This window comes from Hydrogenophaga sp. A37, assembly GCF_002001205.1.
Lineage (GTDB): Bacteria > Pseudomonadota > Gammaproteobacteria > Burkholderiales > Burkholderiaceae_C > Hydrogenophaga.
Genome location: NZ_MUNZ01000066.1, coordinates 1 through 21,889, shown reverse-complemented (window position 1 = coordinate 21,889; position 21,889 = coordinate 1). Strand labels below are relative to the sequence as shown.

18 protein-coding genes and 1 riboswitch are annotated in these 21,889 nt (G+C 67.5%); of the genes, 11 read left to right on the top strand and 7 right to left on the bottom strand.

Annotated features, from left to right (window positions below; genetic code table 11):
• Positions 1-105 precede the first annotated feature (105 nt).
• On the top strand, positions 106-1,011 hold the full coding sequence (locus B0E41_RS04370; RefSeq protein WP_077329230.1) for a LysR family transcriptional regulator: 906 nt from the start codon (positions 106-108) through the stop codon (positions 1,009-1,011).
• Complete coding sequence (gorA, locus tag B0E41_RS04365; protein ID WP_077329228.1) at positions 1,008-2,420, top strand: glutathione-disulfide reductase; 1,413 nt, start codon at positions 1,008-1,010, stop codon at positions 2,418-2,420. Before B0E41_RS04370 ends, gorA begins: the two co-directional genes overlap by 4 nt.
• Positions 2,421-2,562: 142 nt before the next feature.
• On the opposite strand, the gene B0E41_RS27465 is transcribed toward gorA, so the two are convergent.
• Positions 2,563-4,188: a hypothetical protein gene (locus B0E41_RS27465; RefSeq protein WP_253194608.1), complete on the bottom strand. Its 1,626-nt coding sequence runs from the start codon at positions 4,186-4,188 to the stop codon at positions 2,563-2,565.
• 134 nt (positions 4,189-4,322) lie between these two features.
• On the opposite strand from B0E41_RS27465, the gene B0E41_RS04355 reads away from it, so the two are divergent.
• From B0E41_RS04355 to B0E41_RS04325, 7 genes are all read left to right on the top strand, one after another.
• A complete protein-coding gene (locus tag B0E41_RS04355; RefSeq protein ID WP_077329226.1) occupies positions 4,323-5,345 on the top strand; it encodes a glycosyltransferase domain-containing protein in 1,023 nt (340 codons plus the stop codon).
• Positions 5,346-5,382: 37 nt separating this feature from the next.
• Entirely contained in the window at positions 5,383-6,870 is a 1,488-nt protein-coding gene (locus tag B0E41_RS04350; protein ID WP_077329235.1) for an AMP nucleosidase, read from the top strand.
• Between the two features lie 51 nt (positions 6,871-6,921).
• Positions 6,922-7,075, top strand: a riboswitch (FMN riboswitch).
• Positions 7,076-7,252: 177 nt separating this feature from the next.
• The gene (gene ribBA / locus B0E41_RS04345) at positions 7,253-8,371 is read left to right on the top strand and encodes a bifunctional 3,4-dihydroxy-2-butanone-4-phosphate synthase/GTP cyclohydrolase II (protein WP_077329223.1); all 1,119 of its coding nucleotides are present in this window, start codon (positions 7,253-7,255) and stop codon (positions 8,369-8,371) included.
• Between the two features lie 138 nt (positions 8,372-8,509).
• Positions 8,510-9,940: an efflux transporter outer membrane subunit gene (locus B0E41_RS04340; RefSeq protein ID WP_077329233.1), complete on the top strand. Its 1,431-nt coding sequence runs from the start codon at positions 8,510-8,512 to the stop codon at positions 9,938-9,940.
• Between the two features lie 31 nt (positions 9,941-9,971).
• On the top strand, positions 9,972-11,273 hold the full coding sequence (locus B0E41_RS04335; protein ID WP_077329221.1) for an efflux RND transporter periplasmic adaptor subunit: 1,302 nt from the start codon (positions 9,972-9,974) through the stop codon (positions 11,271-11,273).
• The gene (locus B0E41_RS04330) at positions 11,270-12,040 is read left to right on the top strand and encodes an ABC transporter ATP-binding protein (RefSeq protein ID WP_077329219.1); all 771 of its coding nucleotides are present in this window, start codon (positions 11,270-11,272) and stop codon (positions 12,038-12,040) included. Before B0E41_RS04335 ends, B0E41_RS04330 begins: the two co-directional genes overlap by 4 nt.
• The gene (locus tag B0E41_RS04325; protein ID WP_077329217.1) at positions 12,030-13,238 is read left to right on the top strand and encodes an ABC transporter permease; all 1,209 of its coding nucleotides are present in this window, start codon (positions 12,030-12,032) and stop codon (positions 13,236-13,238) included. Before B0E41_RS04330 ends, B0E41_RS04325 begins: the two co-directional genes overlap by 11 nt.
• 2 nt (positions 13,239-13,240) lie before the next feature.
• Here B0E41_RS04325 and purT read toward each other — a convergent pair whose 3' ends face one another.
• Both purT and asd read right to left on the bottom strand, forming a co-directional pair.
• Entirely contained in the window at positions 13,241-14,467 is a 1,227-nt protein-coding gene (purT, locus tag B0E41_RS04320) for a formate-dependent phosphoribosylglycinamide formyltransferase (protein WP_077329215.1), read from the bottom strand.
• A gap of 22 nt (positions 14,468-14,489) precedes the next feature.
• Positions 14,490-15,356 carry an archaetidylserine decarboxylase gene (asd, locus tag B0E41_RS04315; RefSeq protein ID WP_253194606.1) on the bottom strand — a complete coding sequence of 289 codons (867 nt, stop codon included), beginning with the start codon at positions 15,354-15,356 and terminating at the stop codon, positions 14,490-14,492.
• Between the two features lie 100 nt (positions 15,357-15,456).
• Between asd and B0E41_RS04310 the strand changes: the two genes are divergently transcribed.
• On the top strand, positions 15,457-16,401 hold the full coding sequence (locus tag B0E41_RS04310) for an ATP-binding cassette domain-containing protein (protein ID WP_077329213.1): 945 nt from the start codon (positions 15,457-15,459) through the stop codon (positions 16,399-16,401).
• Positions 16,398-17,216: an ABC transporter permease gene (locus B0E41_RS04305; RefSeq protein WP_077329211.1), complete on the top strand. Its 819-nt coding sequence runs from the start codon at positions 16,398-16,400 to the stop codon at positions 17,214-17,216. The genes B0E41_RS04310 and B0E41_RS04305 overlap by 4 nt, the downstream gene beginning before the upstream one ends.
• Before the next feature lie 144 nt (positions 17,217-17,360).
• Here B0E41_RS04305 and B0E41_RS04300 read toward each other — a convergent pair whose 3' ends face one another.
• The 4 genes from B0E41_RS04300 to B0E41_RS04285 form a co-directional block, all read right to left on the bottom strand.
• The gene (locus B0E41_RS04300) at positions 17,361-17,627 is read right to left on the bottom strand and encodes a hypothetical protein (RefSeq protein WP_143433653.1); all 267 of its coding nucleotides are present in this window, start codon (positions 17,625-17,627) and stop codon (positions 17,361-17,363) included.
• 200 nt (positions 17,628-17,827) lie between these two features.
• Complete coding sequence (locus B0E41_RS04295; protein ID WP_077329209.1) at positions 17,828-18,946, bottom strand: YbdK family carboxylate-amine ligase; 1,119 nt, start codon at positions 18,944-18,946, stop codon at positions 17,828-17,830.
• A 3-nt stretch (positions 18,947-18,949) separates the two neighbouring features.
• Positions 18,950-20,104 (bottom strand): cation:proton antiporter, encoded by a 1,155-nt coding sequence (locus B0E41_RS04290; RefSeq protein WP_171984661.1) that lies wholly within the window; start codon positions 20,102-20,104, stop codon positions 18,950-18,952.
• Between the two features lie 118 nt (positions 20,105-20,222).
• Positions 20,223-21,734 (bottom strand): hypothetical protein, encoded by a 1,512-nt coding sequence (locus B0E41_RS04285; RefSeq protein WP_077329205.1) that lies wholly within the window; start codon positions 21,732-21,734, stop codon positions 20,223-20,225.
• Between the last annotated feature and the right edge of the window lie 155 nt (positions 21,735-21,889).

Here is a 21,889-nt window from a genome sequence, read left to right as displayed (position 1 = left end):
TCATGGCGGTTCCTGGGTGATGAGGCCGCCATCTTGTTTGCTGCGCCCAGTTTCACAAATACCCTTTCCCACACATCACTGCTCCGAAAATCGGTTTAATGCCGCATGGACAAGCTCCGCGCCATGGACACCTTTGTGCAGATCGCCGACGCCGGCAGCCTCACCGCGGCGGCCTGGGCGATGGGCACGTCCTTGCCCTCGGTGGTGCGCCTGCTCGCGGCCTATGAGGCCGACCTGGGCGTGCGCCTGTTCAACCGCACCACGCGCCGCATCTCGCTCACCGAAGAGGGCCGTCGCCACCTGGAGAGCTGCCGCCAGTTGCTGGCTGCGGTGAACGACGCCGAGGCCGATCTGAAAAACGACGCCGCCGAACCCACCGGGCTGCTCACCATCACCGCGCCGGTGCTGTTCGGCCAGATGCACGTGGCACCCATCGTGACGCGCTTTGCGCAGCAGAATCGCCAGATGCGCTGCCGTGTGACGCTGCTGGACCGTGTGGTGAACCTGCTGGAGGAAGGCATCGATGTGGGCATCCGCATCGGCCACCTGCAAGACTCCAGCCTGGTGGCGCTGCCGCTGGGCGAGATGCGGCGCGTGGTGGTGGCCAGCCCGGCATGTCTGCGCGAGCATGGCCGGCCGGTGCATCCGAACGACTTGCTGGCGGTCAACTGTGTGCGGGTCAGCGACCACACGCCCACCTGGGGAGCCTTTCGCGACGGGAGCAAAACGCTCAAACTCAGCGTCAGCGGCAACCTCGAGTTCAACCACATCGCGCCCGCCGTGCAAGCCTGCGCTGCGGGCGCGGGTTTCGGCCAGTTCCTCTGGTACCAGGTGGCGCCGCTGCTGAAAACCGGCGCATTGCAAACCGTGCTGGAAGGCTTTGAAGACACGCCCCGCCCGATCCATGTCGTCTATCCCCACGCCCGCCTGCTGCCTGTGCGCACGCGGGCCTTCATCGATTTCATCCGCAAGGAACTCAAGGGCTTCGCGCCCGGGAACACACCCACATGACCTCTCCAACTTTTGACTTTGACCTGTTCGTGATCGGCGGCGGCAGCGGCGGCGTGCGCGCGGCCCGCATGGCCGCACAGCGCGGCGCGCGCGTGGCGCTGGCCGAAACCCTGGGAGCCGACGGCCTGGGGGGCACCTGCGTCAACGTGGGATGCATTCCCAAGAAGCTCTACAGCTACGCCGCGCACTACGCCGACGCCTTCCACGAATCGGCCGGATTCGGCTGGGAGCTGGCCAGCGCACCACGCCTGAACTGGGCCACGCTCAAGGCCAACCGGGCCACCGAAATCAGCCGCCTGAACGGCGTCTACGGCAACCTGCTGCGCGGCTCGGGCGTGACGGTGCTCGACGGCTTCGCGCGCATCCAGGCTGAGCACAGCGTGGGACTTGCCACGATCAACACCGACGGCAGCCCCGGCCACCAGAACTTCACGGCGAAACACATCCTGATCGCCACCGGCGGCACACCGCACGTGCCGCACTTCGTGGGCCGCGAACACGTCATCACATCCAACGAGATCTTCGATCTGGAGCCCTTCCCCCAGCGCCTGCTGGTGGTGGGTGGCGGCTACATCGCCTGCGAATTCGCGTCCATCTTCAACGGCCTGGGCTCGAAGGTCACGCAGCTCTACCGTGGCGAACAGGTGCTGCGCGGCTTCGACGACGAGGTGCGCCACTTCGTCGCGGCCGAGATGACCAAGTCGGGCGTGGACCTGCGGCTGAACGCCGACGTGGTGGACATCCGCCAAACCGACGAAGGCCTGCGCGTGGAGCTGGAGGGCGGCAGTGTGGTGCTGGCCGACGCCGTGCTCTACGCCACTGGGCGCAAGCCCAACGTGACCGGTCTGGGGCTCGACACGGTGGGTGTGGCCCAGGGTGCGCAGGGCGAGGTGATCGTGAGCGACACGTACCAGACCAACGTGCCCAGCATCTACGCCGTGGGCGACGTGACCAACCGCGTGCAGCTCACGCCGGTGGCGCTGGGCGAGGCCATGGTGGTGGTGGACCAGCTCTTCGGCTCCGCCGCCGGCAAGCCCGTGCGCGAGATGAGTTACGACTTCATCCCCACCGCCGTCTTCACCCACCCCAACATCGGTACCGTGGGCTTCAGCGAAGCGCAGGCGCGCGAGAAGTTCGGCGAGGTCACCGTCTTCCGCAGCGAGTTCAAGGCGCTCAAGCACACGCTCTCGGGCAGCAGCGAGCGCACCCTCATGAAGCTGATCGTGGACACCGCGAGCGACCGCGTGGTGGGCCTGCACATGGTGGGATCGGAAGCGGGCGAGATCGTGCAGGGCTTTGCCGTGGCCATGAAAGCCGGCGCGACCAAGGCCGTGTTCGACAGCACCATCGGCATCCACCCGACCGCGGCCGAAGAGTTCGTGACCCTGCGCGAACCTGTGAAGAGCTAGGAATATTGCCCCCACACTCCGCCGCTGCGCGGGTCGTTGCCCCCCGAGGGGGCTGATCCACCTTGGGGCGGCCCTGCGGTGGATCGTTTGCCCCTACACTCCGCCGCCGCGCGGGTCTGTCCGCGCCATTCCGTGCTGTGCCTCAGGGCGGCAGAACCAACCCGTCCATGCGGACCACCTCGAAGTGGCTGCCACGCACCTGGCCCAGTTCCCGGTTCAGCGTGTCGTTGTTCCAGCGCGGGTCGGGTGCGCCGCTCACGTACCAGTTGCTGCCGTTGTCGGCCATGAACATCCCGTGCGTCTTCATCGCCGTCAGCAGCGCGCGGGTTTCGGTGCTGAAGGTGGTCGGGATCACATAGCTGGCCTTGAGCCGCACGCGCATGCCCATGGGCGGCAGGTTGGCGTCGGTGCTGGACGACGCCCAGTGCGTGGCTGGCGGCACGTACGCGCGGCGGCTGCGCTGCACCGTGAAGCGCAGCGCGTGCGCAATGCCGCCCGGCCCAAGCGCGGCTTCTTCGTACCGGGCCAGCCCTGGGAAAATGGGCAGACCGGCGGCGTCGGCGCTGGTCCAGCGCGGCTGCCCACCGGGCCTGACCAGGTTGCTGTCCAGGTGGAACAGCGCACCGACATCCGCGAACCATGAGCCACCTGTCTGCGGGAAAGCCCGTCCGATTTCGTAGAGCCGCTGGTTGTCCCGGTCGATCACGATCACATGTCGGTCGCCCGTGCTGGCCCTGCCGCCTTCGACGGGCGCGTCCGGTGGCACCGGGTACGGCCCTGGATCACTCTCGTCCCCGTAGGCGGTCCAGACCATTGGCACCTTCGCCTGCGCCCCCGACACGACCACGTACGGAATGCCGATGGGCGCCCCTTGCCAGAAGCCGGACCCGAAGTCCGGGTGCAGTCCGGTGTCCAGCCCGATGCTCGCGATCAGCGCGCCCGAGTTCGGGTCCACCGGCAGGGCCGACACATCCTGGTTCCATGGGTGGTCGGCCGGAAAGGCCAGCGCACCGTACAGCGGCGCCCCAGGACCGAGCGCGGCCCGCGTGAAGTTGCCATAACTGCGGATGGTGGCCGGCTCGCTGCCGAACACGTGGTAGCCCGTGCCCTCATGGGCGTACTGCGGCAGGTAGGCCACCTCGGTCGGGGTGACAGTGTAGAAATGGAACCCCCTTCCCGCCAAGTAGAAGCGGCTCAGCGGACGCAGCCCCGGGCCTGCCACCTGGCTGGCGTGATAGGCCACGCCTTCGTAGGTGAACTGGGGCAGCGTGGCCTGCACGTGGGTCCGCTCCGTCTCGCTGATGGTGTAGAAGTGCACCCCGGTCTGGCGGTTGTAGAACCGGTGCACGGGGCTCAGGCCGGCGGCGGGTTGCACGCTGGCCTCGAACGCCGGGCCGTCGTAGACCATGTTCGGCAGCGTGGCCAGAACCACGTCGCGCTCGCTCGCGCTCACGGTGTAGAAGTGCGCGCTGGTGCTGCGGTTGTAGAAGCGGTACACCGGCACCGCGGCATAGGCCTTGGCCCGGGCCGTGAAGGCCTTGGTGTTCTGGGCGGCGGCGAGCTCTTGTGCATTGAGCCGCGCGCCCTCGGCCAGCGCCTTGGCGACCCTCTCGCTGTCCGTGGACACCTCAACCACTGGCTCGGTGGTCGCCGACCGGTCGCTGGCACGGTTGCTCCCGGCGCCCCCGCAAGCCACCAGCGAAGCCAGCACGGTGACCGAAGCGCCCCAAAGCGCCCAGCGGCCGCGAAGCATCAAATGATTGAACATGGGAAGGACGGTGAAGAGGTGTCGCTGGGGCGCGTGCATTGTGCTCCGGAGAATCCCATTACAGGCGGTTACATCGGCACAATCAAGGCAGGGCCACTCATCCTCCCATCGAAGCAACCGACTCCATCCACACCATGCGAAACACTTGCGTCTACACCGTGTTGGTTGGTGACTACGAGACCTTGAACGAGCAGCCGGTGGCGGCCTCGTCGGGTCTGCCATTCATCTGCCTGACCGACAACCCGCGGCTGACGAGCCAGAGTTGGCAGATCGTCCAGGTGCCCACCGCCTTCGCCATGGACCCGATACGCAGCCAGCGGCTGCTCAAGATCTGCCCCCACCGTGTCGACGCCCTTTCTGAATTCGAGCAATCGCTCTACATCGACAACTCCGTCATCCTGCGTCAGCCGCCCGAGGCATTCATCGAGAAGACGGCATGGCGCAGTGGTTTCGGCCTTCCACTCCACAGCTTCCGGAACAGCGTTCACGACGAATTCATTGAAGTCGCGAGGCTTGGCATGGACGACCAGAACCGGGTCTTCGAGCAGCTGAACCACTACCTCGCCTCTGGCGACGCGGCACTCGAAGAGCGGCCCCTGTGGGCGGCCATTCTTCTGCGAGATCACCGCAATCAGGCCGTGCTGCAGACCATGGACCTCTGGATGGCCCACGTGCTTCGGTATTCCCGGCGCGATCAGCTTTCGATCAACACGGCGCTGCGTCAGACGGGGCTGAACGCAGACCGATGGGAGCTGGACAACCACACCTCCTGGTTCCATTCATGGCCGCACGCCACCGGACGAACCCCCTATGCGGGCATGCGCCACCCATTGAGTGCCGCGATGCCAATGCCGACCCAGCTGCAGCAGGCACGCACCGACTTGCAGTTGGCGCGCCGTGAACTGGACAAGGAACGAACGGACATCGCCGCCGAACGCCAGGCAGCACACACGCAGAATGAAGCCCTGGAAAAGGCCCGACAGGACATCGCCCACCTGACCGAGCGCCTCGCGGCGGGGGAACAAGCCTGCACAGACCTGGCGCGAAGGCACTGTGACACTGAGGCGACGATGGTGTCCACCTTGGCCGCCGTTCACGCCAGCACCAGTTGGCGCCTGACCGCCCCGCTGCGCCGGCTCAAGACCTGGCTGAACTGAGAGGGTGAATGTCATGGCGCGGCGCCACAATAGCGCCATGCACAAAACGCCCGCCTTCACCGCCCCCGTTTTCTACCGCAACCCGGCCGCCGCGCTGGCCCAGGTGCAGCGCATCTACCAGCAGAACATCGAGTTCCTGCGCACCGCCATGCGCGACTTCGTGGCCGGCGCCGATTTCGACACCGCCCGCGTGCGCGCCTGCTACCCCTTCGTGCGGCTGCACACCCACAGCACCTCGCACCAGGGCACCGGCCGCCTGAGCTACGGCTTTGTGGCAGGCCCGGGCCGGTTTGAAACCACCCTCACCCGGCCCGACCTGTATGGCGACTACCTGCTGCAGCAGTTCAGCCTGCTGCTGGTCAACCACGGCGGTGAGCTCGAAGTGGGCACCAGCGCGCACCCGATCCCGATCCACTTCTCGTTCGCCGAACACGACCACGTCGAAGGCAGCCTGAGCGCCGAGCGCCGCGCCCTCATGCGCGACGTGTTCGATCTGCCCGACCTCGCCGCCATGGATGACGGCATCGCCAACGGCACGCACGAGCCGCGCGCGGGCGAGGCGCAGCCGCTGGCCCTGTTCACCGCGCCCCGGGTCGACTACTCGCTGCAGCGCCTGCGCCACTACACCGGCACCGCGCCCGAGTGGTTCCAGAACTTCGTGCTGTTCACCAACTACCAGTTCTACATCGACGAATTCATCAAGCTCGGCCACGCCGAGATGGCGCGCCCCGACAGCGAATACATCGCCTTCGTCGAGCCCGGCAACGTGGTCACGCGCCGCGCCGGCCTGCCGCACCTGCCGGGCGACGAACTCGGCCACCCGCCGCCGCGCCTGCCGCAGATGCCGGGCTACCACCTCATGCGCGCCGACCGCACCGGCATCACCATGGTGAACATCGGTGTGGGCCCGGCCAACGCCAAGACCATCACCGACCACATCGCCGTGCTGCGCCCGCACGCCTGGCTCATGATCGGCCACTGCGCCGGCCTGCGCAGCACCCAGCAGCTCGGCGACTACGTGCTCGCCCACGCCTACGTGCGCGAAGACCACGTGCTCGACGAAGAGCTGCCGCTGTGGGTGCCCATTCCGGCGCTGGCCGAGGTGCAGCTGGCGCTGGAACAGGCCGTGGCCGACGTGACCGGCGTCGCGCCTCAGGAGGTGAAACGCATCATGCGCACCGGCACCGTGGCCAGCACCGACAACCGCAACTGGGAACTGCTGCCCGACAACAAGCCGCAGCGCCGCTTCTCGCAATCGCGCGCGGTCGCGCTCGACATGGAAAGCGCCACCATCGCCGCCAACGGCTTCCGTTTCCGCGTGCCCTACGGCACCCTGCTCTGCGTGAGCGACAAGCCGCTGCACGGCGAAATCAAGCTGCCGGGCATGGCCAACCACTTCTACCGCGAGCGCGTCGATCAACACCTGCGCATCGGCATCCGCGCCGTGGAGCTGCTGCGCGAGGGCGGTTCAGCTCAGCTGCACAGCCGCAAGCTGCGCAGCTTCGCCGAGGTGGCTTTCCAGTGAGCGACAGGCGCCGCGGGGTGCGGCGCCTACAATGCGGCTCTGAATTTTGCAAGACGTTCTCAGGGCGGGGTGAAACTCCCCACCGGCGGTATCTGTGACCCGATCACAGGAGCCCGCGAGCGCTTGAGGGCCACGCCTTCAGGGTCAGCAGACATGGTGAGATGCCATGGCCGACGGTCACAGTCCGGATGAAAGAGCAACGTGTTTTCGCCTCGACCTCTGTGTGCACACCAGGGTGGGGCGTGCCGTCGCGCGCGCTGAGAGCAGCCTTCCTTTGTCGGAACCCTGCCCCTTTCATCTTCACCGCGACCGCTCCAACCTCACATGACCCCGACCACCGTGCCACACGGTGCACCGTCGCCGTCCATCCCGAGAACACACCATGTCTGATTTCACGTTTGCATCCGTCCCCGAACTGGTCGCCGACATTGCGGCAGGCCGCATGGTCGTCCTGGTGGACGACGAAAGCCGCGAAAACGAAGGCGACGTGATCATTGCCGCTGACAAGATCACACCCGAAGCCATCAACTTCATGGCCCGCTTCTGCCGGGGCCTGATCTGCCTGACGCTGACCGCCGAGCGCTGTGACTTTCTGCGGCTGCCTCCCATGGTGACGCGCAACGGCACCAAGCACGCCACCGCCTTCACCGTGTCGATTGAAGCCGCCGAAGGGGTGGACACCGGCATCTCTGCCGCTGACCGCGCACGCACCGTGCAGGTGGCCGTGGCGGCCGACTCGACGGCGGCCTCGCTGGTGCAGCCTGGCCACGTGTTCCCGCTGCGCGCGGCGGTGGGTGGCGTGCTGATGCGCGCCGGCCACACCGAAGCGGGCTGTGATCTGGCGCAGATGGCCGGCCTGCAACCGGCGTCGGTGATCTGCGAAATCATGAAGGACGACGGCACCATGGCGCGCCTGCCCGACCTGATCGAGTTCGCCCAGTTGCACGGCATCAAGCTCGGCTCGATCGCCGACATGATCCGCTACCGCAGCCAGACCGAGCGCCTGGTCACGCTCGCCGGCCAGCGCCCGGTCAACACGCCGTATGGCCGCTTCGAGCTGCTGACCTACCGCGACAAGGTGGGCGGCACGCACCTCGCGCTGACCCACGGCGAATGGACCGCCGACGATCTGGTCACTGTGCGCGTGCACGAGCCGGTGTCGATGATCGACTGGCTGGAAACCGACCAGAGCCCACACTCGTGGCCGCTGCCGCAGGCGCTGGCCGCGATCCACCAAGAGGGCAAAGGCGTGGCCCTGCTGCTCAACGCCGCGGAGGACGCGGACGATCTGGCCCAGGCCGCCAGCCAGCCCCGCGCCGCGCGTCCGAAAAAAGAAGTGGCCCACGACGCCGATCTGCGCACCTACGGCGTGGGCGCGCAGATCCTGCGCGAGCTGGGCGTGACGCGCATGCAGGTGCTGGGCAACCCGCGCCGCTTCCCCAGCATGGGCGGCTACGGCCTCATGGTTGAGGGCTTCGTGCCGCCGTTGAAAGCGTCATGACCTGAAACGGCCGGGGCGGCCGGGCCAGACCGGCGGGTGACAAGGATCTTTACCGGAACTTCACCGCAGCGCCACGGTCGGTGGGGGGTGTTTGCGCACAATGGCACCACGGCGTACCCAGTACGCTGAATGAACACCATGAACCAGCTCCCACCCTCCCCCTTGCGCCGGTCCGCCACGCTTCTGGCCTCGGCCAGCGTGGTCCTGCTCACGGCTTGCGCCAGCCTGTCCTCCCACAGCGGCGATCTGCCGGCCACGCCCGTGCCCGCCACCTGGTCCACCGGCCCGGCGGCCACGGCGGGCTCATCGGCCACGGCGCTCGCCCAGTGGTGGCAACGCTTCAACGATCCCGCCCTCACCGCACTGGTCACCCAGGCTTTGCAGGCCAACACCAGCGTGAAGGGCGCGCAGGCCGCGCTGCTGCAGGCCCGTGCGCAGCGCGACGTGCAATCGGCCAACGCGGGCCCGTCGCTCAGCGCCTCCGGCTCGGCGCAGCGCAGCCAGACCGGCAGTGCCGCCGGCAGCAACCGCTTCCAGGCCGGCTTTGACGCCAGTTGGGAACCCGACGTGTTCGGTGGCAACCGCGCTTCGGTGAACGCCAGCGAGGCCGATGCGCTCGCCGCCGAAACCAGCTTGGCCGATGTGCAGGTGTCGCTGGCCGCCGAGGTGGCCGCCAGCTACATCGAACTGCGCGGGCTGCAGGCCCGCCTCGCCATCGCCAACAGCAACCTCTCGCTCCAGTCCGAAACCCTGCAACTCACCCGCTGGCGCAACCAGGCGGGCCTGGTGTCGTCGCTGGACGTGGAGCAGGCCGTCGCCTCCACCGAGCAGACGCGCGCGCAGGTGCCCACGCTGCAGACCAGCGTGGCGCAGTCGCTCAACGCGCTGGCGGTACTGACCGGCCAGGCCCCGGGCGCATTGCAGGCCACGCTGGGCACGCCCGCTGCCGTGCCGCAAACGCCGCCCGGCCTGGCGCTCGCTTTCCCCGCCGAGACGCTGCGCCAGCGCCCCGACGTGCGCACCGCCGAGCACCGCATCAGCGCCGCGCTGGCCCGTGTGGACGCGGCCGAGGCGGCGCGTTACCCGAGCTTCCGCCTGGGCGGTTCGCTCGGCCTCTCCGCCCTCACGCTGGGCACCCTGACCAACGGCGCTTCGGTGGTCCGCTCGCTGCTGGCCAGCGTGTCGGCGCCGCTGTTTGACGGTGGTGCGGCCCGGGCCCAGGTGCGCTCGCAAGAGGCCGCGCTGGAGCAGGCGCGCCTGAGCTACCAGGGCGCCGTGCTCACCGCCTTGCAAGACGTGGAAGACGCCTTGGTCGCGCTGCAAGGCGACACCGAGCGCCTGGCCCGCCTGCAGGCCGCCGCCAGCGCCGCCGCCAACGCCGAACTGCTGGCCCGCCAGCGCTACGAAAGCGGCCTGATCGATTTCCGCACCGTGCTCGACACCCAGCGCACCCTGCTGTCGGCGCAAGACAGCGTGGCCAGCACACAGGCCACGCTGAGCGCCGACCACGTGCGCCTGTACAAGGCGCTCGGCGGCGGCTGGACGCCTGAGGCCAGCGCCAGCCGTTGATACGCCCCGAACAACGCATCCAGAAAACACCATGAGCAAGCCCAAAGACGCCACCCCCGCCGACCTGCAAAACCTGCTGGGCAGCGACCACCCACCGCGCTGGTGGCAGCGCCCCACGCTGTGGATCGGCGTGGCCACCGTCGTGCTGCTGGCGGGCGGCTGGACCTGGTGGCAGGCGCAGCAACAGACCAAGGCCGCGCCGGTGTATGTCACCGAGCCTCTCAAAAAAGGCGACCTCACGTTCACCGTGGCGGCCAACGGCACGCTGCAACCCACGCGCTCGGTCAACATCGGCAGTGAGCTCTCAGGCACGGTCAAACGCGTGCATGTCGACGTGAACGACCGCATCAAGGCCGGACAGGTGTTGGTGGAGCTGGACACGGCCAAACTGATGGACCAGGTGACGCAATCGCGCGCCGGTCTGGCCTCGGCGCAGGCGCAGCTGGCGCAGGCCGGCGCCACCGTGAAAGAGGCCCGCGCCACGCTGGCTCGGTATGAAGAGGTGTCGCGGCTCTCTGGCGGCAAGGTGCCCTCGGCCACCGAGCTGGACACGGCCAAGGCCGCACTGGAACGCGCCGTGGCCAGCGAAGCCGCCGCCCGTGCCTCGGTGACCGAAGCGCGTGCGGCCCTCGCCACCACTGAAACCAACCTGTCCAAGGCCTCGATCCGCTCGCCCATCAATGGCGTCGTGCTCAGCCGCTCGGTGGACCCGGGCAACGCCGTGGCCGCCTCGCTGCAGGCCGTGACGCTGTTCTCCGTGGCCGAAGATCTGACCCAGCTCAAGCTCGATGTGGCGGTGGACGAAGCCGACGTGGGCGCGGTGAAGGTGGACCAGAAAGCCACCTTCACCGTGAGCGCCTTCCCGGCGCGCCGTTACCCGGCCGTCATCAACCGTGTCGCCTTCGGCTCCACCAAGACCGACAACGTCGTCACCTACACCACCACGCTCAACGTGGACAACGGCGACCTGAGCCTGCGCCCCGGCATGACGGCGGCGGCCACCATCGTCGCCAGACAGGCCCAGGGCGTGCTGCTGGTGCCCAACACCGCACTGCGCTTTTCGCCGGCCAGCGGCAATGGCGCTGCAGCCGCCAACACCAGCATCTTGTCCAAACTGATGCCGCGCCCGCCGCGCTCGGGCACCAAGACCGCCGGCACCGACCGCCGTGGCGGTGGCCCGCGCCAGATCTGGGTGCTGCAGGACGGGCAACCGGTGGCAAAGCCCGTCAAGATCGGCATCAGCGACGGCCGCAACACCGAAGTCAGCGGCGAAGGCCTCTCCGAGGGCATGGCCGTGATCACCGAGCAGCGCAGCTCTGCCAGCGCACCATGAGCGACGAGCAGCCCCTGATACGCCTGCGCGGCATCACCAAGACCTACGGCGAAGGCAACACCGCCTTCCAGGCCCTGAAGGGCGTGGACCTGGACATCCAGCAGGGCGACTTCGTGGCCATCATGGGGCCCAGCGGCTCGGGCAAGTCCACGGCGATGAACACGCTGGGCTGTCTCGATGTGCCCACCACCGGCGACTACCTGTTTCGGGGTGTGCACGTGGAAGCGCTCTCTCGCGACGAGCGTGCGCGCTTGCGGCGGCGCTATTTCGGTTTCGTGTTCCAGGGCTTCCACCTGCTGGCGCGCACCTCCGCGCAGGAGAACGTGGAGCTGCCCCTGATCTACCGCGGCGAGCCCGCCGCGTCGCGGCACAGCCTGGCGCAGCGCGCGCTCGAAAAAGTGGGCCTCAAGGGCTGGGAACACCACACGCCGGGTGAGCTCTCGGGCGGGCAGCAGCAGCGCGTGGCCATCGCGCGCGCCATCGTCACCGAGCCGCAGGTGCTGCTGGCCGACGAACCCACCGGCAACCTCGACACGCACCGCAGCCAGGAGATCATGGAACTGCTCTGGCGCCTGAACGCCGAACAAGGCATCACCGTGCTCATGGTCACGCACGAGCACGACATGGCCGCGTATGCGAAACGCATCGTGCGCTTCGTGGACGGTGTGGTCGAGAACGATGAGCGCAACCCGCACCCGGTGGCGCTGCAGGCGCCGCACGCCACCTTGAGCGACACCGGTCACCAGGAGGCGGGCCATGTGGCTTAACACCCTGCTGCTCGCGCTGCGCTCGATCCGCCGCAACCTGCTGCGCTCCTTTCTCACCATCCTCGGCATCGTCATCGGCGTGAGCGCGGTGATCACCATGGTCACGGTAGGCAATGGCGCCACGGCCGCGGTGCAGAACCAGATTTCGGGCCTGGGCACCAACCTGCTGCAGGTGCGCCCCGGCCAGCGCATGGGGCCGGGCGGCGGCGGCGGCGGCGCGCCCGCCTTCAAGGAGAGCGACGGTGAAGCCATCGCCGCGCAGATCGGCGGCATTGCGGCCGTGGCGCCCGAAGCGCGCACCGGCTCCGTGCTGGTGGCCAACGGCCGCAACTGGAGCAGCAGCGTGATCGGCAGCACCAACGATTGGCTCACCACCGGCAACTGGAAGCTGGCCGATGGCCGCGAATTCAGCAACGACGAATTGCGCGCGGGCGGCGCGGTCTGCCTGATCGGCCAGACGGTGCAGCGCGAGCTCTTCGGCAGCACCAGCGCGGTGGGCGCGCAACTGCGCGTCAAGGCGATGAGCTGTGAGGTCATCGGCACGCTGGCCTCCAAGGGCCAGGGTGCTTTCGGCAACGACCAGGACGACATGGTGCTGATGCCGATCAAGACCCTGCAACGCCGCATCGTCGGCCACACACGGGTGAACACCCTGCTGGTGTCCATGAGCGACGGCGCCGACGCCAACCGCGTCACCGCGACCATCACCCAGTTGCTGCGCGAGCGGCGCAAGCTGTCCGAAACCGACGAAGACAACTTCAACGTGCTCGACACCAAACAACTGGCAGAAACGCTCTCGGGCACCACCAAGATCATGACCATGCTGCTGGGCGCGGTGGCCGCGGTGAGCCTGCTGGTGGGCGGCATCGGCATCATGAACATCATGCTGGTGAGCGTGACCGAGCGCACCCGCGAGATCGGCCTGCGCCTGGCCATCGGCGCGCTGGAGCGCGAGGTGCTGCTGCAGTTCCTGATCGAGGCCGTGGTGCTGGCCGCGCTCGGCGGGCTCATCGGCATCGTGCTGGCCACCGGGGCCTCGCTCGGTCTCTCGGCGCTGATGAACGTGCCCTACCAGTTCAACGTCGGCGTGAACCTGCTGAGCTTCGTGTTTTCAGCCGCCATCGGTGTGCTGTTCGGTTACTTCCCGGCGCGGCGCGCGGCGCGGCTCAACCCCATCGACGCCTTGCGGCATGAGTGAGCTCAGGCCTTGCGGGGCCTGACCTTCGAGGCCGCCAGCTTGGCCTGCGTGCGGGCCACTTCCACGTCCGTGTCGTGCACCAGTGCCACGCCCATGCGGCGCTTCACGAAGCTCTCGGGTTTGCCGAACAGGCGGATCTCGCTGTTGGGCACGCGCAGGGCGTCATCCACGCCGTCGAACAGGATGCCCTGGGCTTCCACGCCGCCGTAGATCACGGCGCTGGCGCCCGGGCTCTTGAGCGTGGTGTCCACCGGCAGGCCGAGGATGGCGCGAGCGTGCAACTCAAACTCGTTCTGCCACTGCGTGATCATGGTCACCATGCCGGTGTCGTGGGGGCGCGGGCTCACCTCGCTGAACCAGACCTGATCCCCCTTGACGAACAGTTCCACACCGAACAGGCCCAAGCCCGAGGGCTGGCCGTCGTGGCCCATGCCGAGATCGTCCGTCACGGCCTTGGCGATGCGGCGCGACTCGGCCAGCGCGGTGGCCGTCATCGGGTGCGGCTGCCAGCTTTCCACGTAGTCGCCGCTCACCTGCACATGGCCGATGGGGTCGCAGAAGTGGGTTTGAATCTGGCCGTCGGCGCCGCGCGCTCGCACGGTGAGCTGCGTGATCTCGTAGTCGAAATCGATGAAGCCTTCGACGATGATGCGGCCGGGGCCCACGCGGCCACCCGACATCGCGTAGTCCCACGCGGTCTTCACATCGGCCGGGCCGTCGATCTTGCTCTGACCCTTGCCGCTGGAGCTCATCACCGGCTTGACGATGCAGGGGTAGCCGATACCTCCGTCGATGGCGGCCTGCAGCTCTTCAAGCGAATCGCAGAACTTGTAGGGACTGGTCGGCAGACCCAGCGTTTCGGCAGCCAGGCGGCGGATGCCCTCGCGGTCCATGGTCAGGCGCGCGGCGCGTGCCGTGGGAATCACGCGCACCACGCCGGCGGCCTCCAGTTCCTGCAACACGGGCGTGGCAATGGCTTCAATTTCGGGCACCACCAGGTGCGGGCGCTCGGCCTCGATCAACGCCTTCAGCTGCGCCGGGTCGCTCATGGTGATGGTGCGGGCGTGGTGCGCCACCTGCTGGCCCGGCGCGTGGTCGTAGCGGTCCACCGCAATGGTCTCCACGCCCAGGCGCTGCAGCGCGATCAGCACCTCTTTGCCCAGCTCGCCGGAGCCGAGCAGCATCACGCGGGTGGCGGAAGGAGACAGCGGGGTGCCGAGCGTGGTCATGGAAATCCTTGGAATGAGGGGTTCAGGGAATCATCCGACCCATGGGCTCGCCCATCAGCACATCGCGCTCGGGGGTCCACTTTGGGTTGAAGTCAATCGTGTCTTTGGGCCAGAGCAGCACCACGGTGGAGCCGAGCAGGAAGCAGCCCATTTCTTCGCCGCGTCCCAGCAGGCAGGGCTCGTCGTCGTAGGTCCACTCGCGCACGTCCTTTGTGCGCGGCGGGTTCACCACGCCGTGCCACACGGTGGCCATGCTGCCGACGATGGTGGCGCCGACCAGCACCTGCACGAAGGGACGGGTTTCGCCCTGGTCGCCGTGCGGCACGTCGAACACGCAGACCACACGCTCGTTGCGCGCGAACAGGCCGGGCACGCCGCGCGCCGTGGTCGGGTTCACCGAAAACAACTCGCCGGGCACGTAGATCATGCGGCGCAACCGGGCGGTGGCGGGCATGTGGATGCGGTGGTAGTCCTTGGGGCTGAGGTAGATGGTGGCGAAGTCACCGTCCTGGAACTGCGCCGCCAACCTGGCATCGCCGCCCACCAGGGCGCGCGTGCTGTAGCGGTGGCCCTTGGCCTGGAAGATCTGGTCTTTTTTGATGGCGCCGAACTGGCTGATGGCGCCGTCCACCGGGCACACAAAACCGCTGGCCGCCAGGGGCCGAACCCCCGCCCGCAGCGGCCGGGTGAAGAACTCGTTGAAGGTCGCGTACCCCTTGGGATCGGGGTTGGCCGCATCGGCCATGTTCACGCCATAACGGCGGATGAACCACGGGATGACGTTGTGGACCCACCAGGTGGCACGCGAGTGGGCACACCAGCCCGCGAACACGTTGATGGCGCGCTTGGGCAGCAGGTATTGCAGGGCAACAGCGGGAGGAACAGACACTACGGAGCGCGCGCAAGGCGGCAAAAAGACCGGCCGGTCGGGTGGCGCACATTGTAGGGCGCATGCCCTCTGCGCACGGGGGCGCCGGGGCGCGGGCACAATGCCCGCCATGCCCACACCGCTCTTTGAATGCCAGCATCTGATCAAGCGTTTCGGCGGACAAACCGTCGTCAACGACCTGTCGTTTGACATCGTTCCGGGCGAGTGCCTGGGCGTGATCGGACCCAACGGCGCGGGCAAGACCACCACCATCCGCATGTGCCTGGGCCTGACCGCGCCTGACCACGGCAGCGTGAACGCCTTCGGCCTCGACATGCCGCGCGACGCGCTCGCGATCAAGGCGCGGCTGGGTGTGGTGAGCCAGATGGACACGCTGGACCCCGACTTCAGCTGCGCCGAAAACCTGCTGGTCTACGGCCGCTACTTCGGCATGAAAGACAGCGACATCCGGGCGCGCATTCCGCAGTTGCTGGAATTCGCCGCGCTGACCCACAAGGCCGACGCCAAGCCGGGCGAACTCTCCGGTGGCATGAAGCGGCGGCTGTCGCTGGCACGCGCGCTGGTCAACGATCCGCAGCTCTTGCTGCTCGACGAACCCACCACCGGCCTGGACCCGCAGGCCCGCCACCTGATGTGGGAGCGCCTGCAGATGCTGCTGCAGCAAGGCAAGAGCATCCTGCTCACCACGCATTTCATGGACGAGGCCGAGCGCCTGTGTTCGCGGCTGCTGGTGCTGGATCACGGCCGCAAGATCGCCGAGGGCCGCCCGCGCGAATTGATCGCCCAGCATCTGGAGCCCGATGTGGTCGAGGTCTATGGCAACGGCGCGACCGCGCTGGCCCAGGCAGACGAACACGCCGGCTTGCGGGCGATGGCCGCGCGCGTGGAGGTGAGTGGCGAGACCGTGTTTTTCTACACAGCCCAGGCCCAGCCACTGCTGGCAGCGTTGGGCGCACACCACGAACTGCGCACCCTGCACCGGCCGGCCAACCTCGAAGACCTGTTTTTGAAGCTCACCGGACGCCAGATCCGGGAAGAAGGATGAACACGATGACCCCCTCCCACTGGGCTCTACCGCGCCTGTCCATGCGCTGGTGGCCGGTGTTCCAGCGCAACTTCCTGGTCTGGAAAAAGCTCGCCGTGCCCAGCCTGGTGGGCAATATCGCCGAGCCGCTGATGTGGCTGGTGGCGTTCGGCTACGGCATGGGCACGCTCGTGGGGCAGGTGAACGTCGCGACGCCCGAAGGCAGCACCGCTGTGCCCTACATCCTGTTCCTCGCCAGCGGCAGCATCTGCATGAGCGCGATGAACGCGGCCAGCTTCGAGGCGCTGTACTCGGCGTTCTCGCGCATGCACGTGCAAAAAACCTGGGACGGCATCCTGAACGCGCCCGTGCGGCTGGACGACGTGGTGCTGGCGGAAATGTTGTGGGCCGCCTTCAAGGCGCTGTTCACCGTGGTGGCCATCATGGGCGTGATGCTCGCCCTGGGCATCAGCCACAGCCCCAAGCTGCTGCTGGCCCTGCCGGTTCTCTTGTTCGCCGGCATCACCTTCTCGTGCATCGCGCTGGTGTTCAACGCGCTGGCGCAAGGCTACGACTTCTTCACCTACTACTTCACGCTCTTCCTGACCCCGATGATGTTCCTCTCCGGGGTGTTCTTCCCTCGCGAACAGCTGCCGGCGGTGGTGCGCGTGATCTCGGACTGGTTGCCACTCACCAACGCGGTGGCACTCGTTCGCCCCCTGTTCATGGACCAGTGGCCCGAGCGGCCCTGGTTGCACCTGGCGGTGCTGGCGGTCTATGCGGTCACTGCGTTCTGGTTTGCCTTGGCGCTCACACGCAAGCGCTTCTCAAAATAACGGATCATCCGGAGCACGTGCCTGAAACCCAGAACGCCGCAGAACCGGCTTTGCCGGGCTGCCAGCGTTGCCCCTTGAGGGGCGGAGCGGCCACACGAAGTGGGCAAGCGACGGGGGTGGGCGTCGATCCTGCGGCGGGGGTGTTCAATGAACAGAGTGCAATGCAGGCTGCGCGTCCACCCAGCTCTCGATGCCGCTGTCCATGAATTCTTCTTCGTCGATCACGGCGTCGAACTGGCTCAGCAGCACGCGGTCCGCGTTGTGGGTCTTGGGGATCAGGGGCTTGTCCAGCGGGCGGCAGATGCGGTGGCGCAGACCACGCAGGTTCATGCTGCCTTCCATGGCGCTGATCACGGCTTCCGGATCGAGCATGAGAACGAAGGGATTGAGGCGGCTGTGGATCGTGTTCATGGCGGTGTCCTGGAGAAAAAAGGGGTGAAAACAAGTTGTTTGTCGATGTGTCAAACTGTATTCATCCTGTTTCAATACGTTAAGTCGGTGCACAACCATTCAGCGTGTAGGAAGTTGCCTGACAAGGCCTGAGAAAGCCGGGAAACACCGCCTAGTTTCCGCCTGTTTCCCCCTCCCCTGGCGTCCATCGGATGCGGCCCTCAGGCTCGCAAAGCATCCACTGCTGCCGCCACCACCCCCTGCACGCTGCCGCTCGCTCCGTAACACTTTCGAAGGAAGCTGGCGTGGTTGCCATCCCGCGCAGCAGTACGTTCGATTTCATCGAGTGCGGCCTGGGCGTTGAGGGCGTCGGCGTGCGGACCGAGCACGCGCAGGGTGGCCAGGATGTCTTCGCGGATGCTGATCTGCTCGCGCGTCTTGGGGTTGACCATCATGCCGTCCAGGCCGAAACGGCAGGCCTGGAACCGGTTGTAGGTGTAAACGAGGTAATCGTCTTCTTCGGGCGCGGGCTCCTCGCGCTGTAACAGATGGCGGCACAAACTTTGCAGGTAACAGGCCAGCCCGGCGGCGCGCTCCACCGTCAGTGGCGTGTCGCAAACCCGCAATTCGATGGTGCCGTACTCGGGCTTGGGCCGGATGTCCCAGTAAAAATCTTTCATGGACTTGACCACGCCCGTGCTCTCCATCTTGGTGAAGTACACGTTGGCAAACTCGTCCCAACTCAGCGTGAAGGGCGCACGCCCGCTCAAGGGGAAGGCGAACACCGAGTTGAGCCGCGCCGAGTCGAACAGCGTGTCCACGCCCTGCGAAAACGGCGAAGAGGCCGAGAGCGCGATGAAGTGCGGCACGTAGCGGTTGAGCGAGTGCAGCAGGAACAGCGCCTCGTCGGGTGAACTGCAGCCCACGTGCACGTGCTGGCCGAACACGGTGAACTGCTTGGCGAGGTAGCCGTACAGGCCCGAGAGCTCCTGGAAGCGCGGCTTGGAAAAAATGCGCTGTTCGAACCAGCGCTGGAACGGGTGGGTGCCGCCGCCCGCGATGGCGATGTTGAGGCGGTCGCCCGCGTGCACCAAGGTGTCGCGGATCTCGCGCAACTGGCTCAGCAAGGGACCGTGTTCGGTCTGCACGTCGGTCGCGATCTCGATCATGCTCTGCGTCATCTCGGGCGTGACCACGCCGGGGAAGGGCTTGCGCCGCAGCAGCTCCAGCAGGTCATTGGCGCTGCTGGAGAGGTCCATGTCGTAGGTGTTGACGAGCTGCAGTTCCAGCTCCACCCCGAGGGTGAGTGATTTCGAGGCTTTGAAGGTTTCGAGCGGCATCGTTTATTCCTGTGTGACGTGCGTTTCGGCCGCGGCGTTGAGGGCGCGTTGGGTCACCAGCGGCCCGAACAGTTCCTGCACCAGCATCATGAAAGCCAGCGCGGTGAGCACCTGTTGCGCGGGCTCGAAGCCGTAGAGGCGGCTCTGCTCCAGCAGCAGGATGGCGAAGGCCGACATGGGCGTGAGCGCCAGCCCGGTGAGCAGACCCTTGCGCTCGGTGCTGCCCGAGAGCCGCGCCGCCGCCACGTTGCACAACACCTTGGACGCCGTGCGCACGACGATGAGTGCCAGCCCCAGCAACACGCCGCCGCCCACATCGCTCCAGTCCAGCAGTGCGGCGATGTAGACGAACAGGAACAGCGTGAGCAAATCGCCCGCCGTGCCGAAGCCGCGTTGCGCGTTGGTCAGGTGCACGCGGCGCTCGCGCGCCACGATGCCGAAGGTGAGCGCGGCCAGCAGGGGCGAGAGCTTGAACCCGTAGGCCATGGTGGTGAGCAGGACCACGGCGAGCGCGAACACCAGGGTCACGTCGCGCTCCTGGATGCGCTGCGCGCGCAGCAGCGCCGGCATGGCCATGCCGAGCAGCCCCCCGACCGCGACCGAGGTCACCAAGACGTGCACGCTGCCAAACGCGGCCATCACCAAATCGCCCGAAGTGGAGAGGTACCAGTAGCCCACCACCAGCTTGAGCGCCAGCACCGCGACCAGGCAGTTGATGGCGCAAAGATGCAACACGCGCTCGGTCACCTGGCCCGCGCTGCGCAGCTCGTTGGCCACGCGCAGGATGCCGGCGGGCGAGGCCGACACCGCCAGCGACGCGACAATGAGCCGGGTGTCGGTGGACAACGCGAAAAACCCCGAGACCAGGTAGACCGCGCAAAAGGTGACCACCGACTCCACCAGGCCGAGCGCGAGCACCCAGGGGTTGTGGCGGAACCAGCGCAGGTGGATGCGGTAGCCCAGCTCGAAGAGGATGAGCGAGAGCGCCACGTTCGCGAGAAACGGCAGGCCGGGCACCGCGTCCGTCAGACCCGGCAGGTTGATCAGGCTGGCCAGCAGGCCCACCGCCACATAGCTGCTCACGCGCGGGATGCGCGCGGCCTCGTGCAGACGCTCACCGAGAAACCAGGCCACCAGCAGCACCAGGGGCCAGGCCATGGACTGCAACAGAAAAGACACATCAGACACCATGGGACAACACTTGAAACGGGACCGCGCCCCGGGAGCGCCTGTGTAACACCTGCAGCGCGCGCATCCTGTAACAAGACGAAAAGCCTCAGGGCATCGCGGGCTGGCCTTTCAACTCAAACCGTTGCTCCAGAAGGCGCGCGTCGTCGAAGTGACGCCGACCCACAAAGGCGGTCGGGTGACGGCCCCATTGCCGCATCGCGCCGGGACTCTCGATGCCCATGGGCCAGAACAGCGCTCTCTCACCGCGCTCGGTGCCGGGCATGATGCCGTTGGACCAGAAGGCGCTGCGCCGCCCACCGTCGGGCGTGGGCAGGCTGCGCAAGCCGTCTTCGTCGACAAGCGCATAGTCCACGGCGTCTGCACCGCCCGGATCTGGCCCCACCCCAACCACCTCGTGGTCGCCCGACGAGAGGCGCACGCGCAGGCGCTGCCCGGCCGGCATCGCGGGCAGGGTCGCGGGCACGAAGGCCCATTCCACACGCGGCTCGGGCGCCGGCTTCAAGGCCATGGCCGGCGTGGGCACGAACAGGTGGTAGCAGCCGCAGCCGTGGATGCTGTCGAGCATCAGCACCCGGCCGTCGCCCGACAGCGTGAGGCGCAACACCACGGCGTCGACCCGACCGGCCAGCAGGTCCATCCCCGACCTGGCCGGCCGCTCGGTGAACCAGACGCTGTAGACCAGTTGCATCAGCGTCTGGTCGCCGTGGCGGGTATGGGCGATGCGCTGGTAGACCACCGGTTCGCCGGTGTTCACCTCGGGCGCCGGCCCCTGTGCCCAACGCAGCATGCCGGGGCGATCGAAGGCCCCGCGGGTGTCGATCTCCAGCGCCGGGGCAAAGGCCTGCAGCAGGCGCTGTGCCGTGGTCTCGTCGGGCTGGGGAATGCCGAGGGCATCGCGCGGCACGGCGCGCGCCAGTGCGCCGGCCTCGGCCGCGCTCAGCGGCGAGGCCGTGCTCTGGTAACGCATCCAGCCCGGCGCAGGGCCGGACCGTGCCGCGAGCGCCGCCCAACGTGCCTGCCAGTGACGCTGCTCGCGCTCGACGCCGCCGAAAAATGGCAGCCGGCTCAAGGGATACACGCCCAGAGTACGCATCAGCACGCTGTAGTCGTCAGGCACCTGAGCAGCTTTGCGAAGCCGCTCGCGTTGCGTGGCATCGGCCGAGGTCGCGGCCCACAAGCGCTCGCCGCAGTCGCGCACGCGGGTCTTCGCCGCAGCCTGGTCGGGCACCGCCAACAAGGCCATTGTTGGCGGCGACAGGTGGTCGATTTCCACGGCGCGGGCCTGGGCGTCCAGTGTCAGCAGCCGCGCACCCCAGGCCTGCCACTGCGCCTCGCTGCGCGAGGACGCTTCGTGGAACGACGACAGCAACCGGTCCACGCGCAGGAAGCGAAAACTTGGCACCGAGGCGGCCCCACCGTCGCGCACCGCCTGGGCGTCCACCTGATCGTCCAGCCGCTCCAGCCAGCGCCGGCAGTCGGTGACCGCGTCGGGTTCCACCGACGACCGTGTCGGAACCGCACAGGCCGCCAGAGCGAGCAGCAGCGCCAGGCCGGCCGCCGCACGGATGGGGCGGAAAAGGGTGGGGGAAAGGACCATCACGGCATGGTAACGGTGGTTACCCCCCTGCACATTTCAGGCGGAATCCCCCTCACCGCGGGCGTTACCATGCGCCATGATCAACATCCACCACCCCTCCCTGGCGCTCGCCCTGGTGCTCGTCGCCACCGGCGCCCACGCCCAATCGACCCCCG

What these genes read in the sequence shown, in the direction of transcription:
- B0E41_RS04370 (WP_077329230.1), top strand. Translation starts at nt 106, where the DNA reads ATGGACAAGCTCCGCGCCATGGACACCTTTGTGCAGATCGCCGACGCC.
- gorA (WP_077329228.1), top strand. Translation starts at nt 1,008, where the DNA reads ATGACCTCTCCAACTTTTGACTTTGACCTGTTCGTGATCGGCGGCGGC.
- B0E41_RS27465 (WP_253194608.1), bottom strand. Translation starts at nt 4,188, where the DNA reads ATGTTCAATCATTTGATGCTTCGCGGCCGCTGGGCGCTTTGGGGCGCT.
- B0E41_RS04355 (WP_077329226.1), top strand. Translation starts at nt 4,323, where the DNA reads ATGCGAAACACTTGCGTCTACACCGTGTTGGTTGGTGACTACGAGACC.
- B0E41_RS04350 (WP_077329235.1), top strand. Translation starts at nt 5,383, where the DNA reads ATGCACAAAACGCCCGCCTTCACCGCCCCCGTTTTCTACCGCAACCCG.
- ribBA (WP_077329223.1), top strand. Translation starts at nt 7,253, where the DNA reads ATGTCTGATTTCACGTTTGCATCCGTCCCCGAACTGGTCGCCGACATT.
- B0E41_RS04340 (WP_077329233.1), top strand. Translation starts at nt 8,510, where the DNA reads ATGAACCAGCTCCCACCCTCCCCCTTGCGCCGGTCCGCCACGCTTCTG.
- B0E41_RS04335 (WP_077329221.1), top strand. Translation starts at nt 9,972, where the DNA reads ATGAGCAAGCCCAAAGACGCCACCCCCGCCGACCTGCAAAACCTGCTG.
- B0E41_RS04330 (WP_077329219.1), top strand. Translation starts at nt 11,270, where the DNA reads ATGAGCGACGAGCAGCCCCTGATACGCCTGCGCGGCATCACCAAGACC.
- B0E41_RS04325 (WP_077329217.1), top strand. Translation starts at nt 12,030, where the DNA reads ATGTGGCTTAACACCCTGCTGCTCGCGCTGCGCTCGATCCGCCGCAAC.
- purT (WP_077329215.1), bottom strand. Translation starts at nt 14,467, where the DNA reads ATGACCACGCTCGGCACCCCGCTGTCTCCTTCCGCCACCCGCGTGATG.
- B0E41_RS04310 (WP_077329213.1), top strand. Translation starts at nt 15,457, where the DNA reads ATGCCCGCCATGCCCACACCGCTCTTTGAATGCCAGCATCTGATCAAG.
- B0E41_RS04305 (WP_077329211.1), top strand. Translation starts at nt 16,398, where the DNA reads ATGAACACGATGACCCCCTCCCACTGGGCTCTACCGCGCCTGTCCATG.
- B0E41_RS04300 (WP_143433653.1), bottom strand. Translation starts at nt 17,627, where the DNA reads ATGAACACGATCCACAGCCGCCTCAATCCCTTCGTTCTCATGCTCGAT.
- B0E41_RS04295 (WP_077329209.1), bottom strand. Translation starts at nt 18,946, where the DNA reads ATGCCGCTCGAAACCTTCAAAGCCTCGAAATCACTCACCCTCGGGGTG.
- B0E41_RS04290 (WP_171984661.1), bottom strand. Translation starts at nt 20,104, where the DNA reads ATGGCCTGGCCCCTGGTGCTGCTGGTGGCCTGGTTTCTCGGTGAGCGT.
- B0E41_RS04285 (WP_077329205.1), bottom strand. Translation starts at nt 21,734, where the DNA reads ATGGTCCTTTCCCCCACCCTTTTCCGCCCCATCCGTGCGGCGGCCGGC.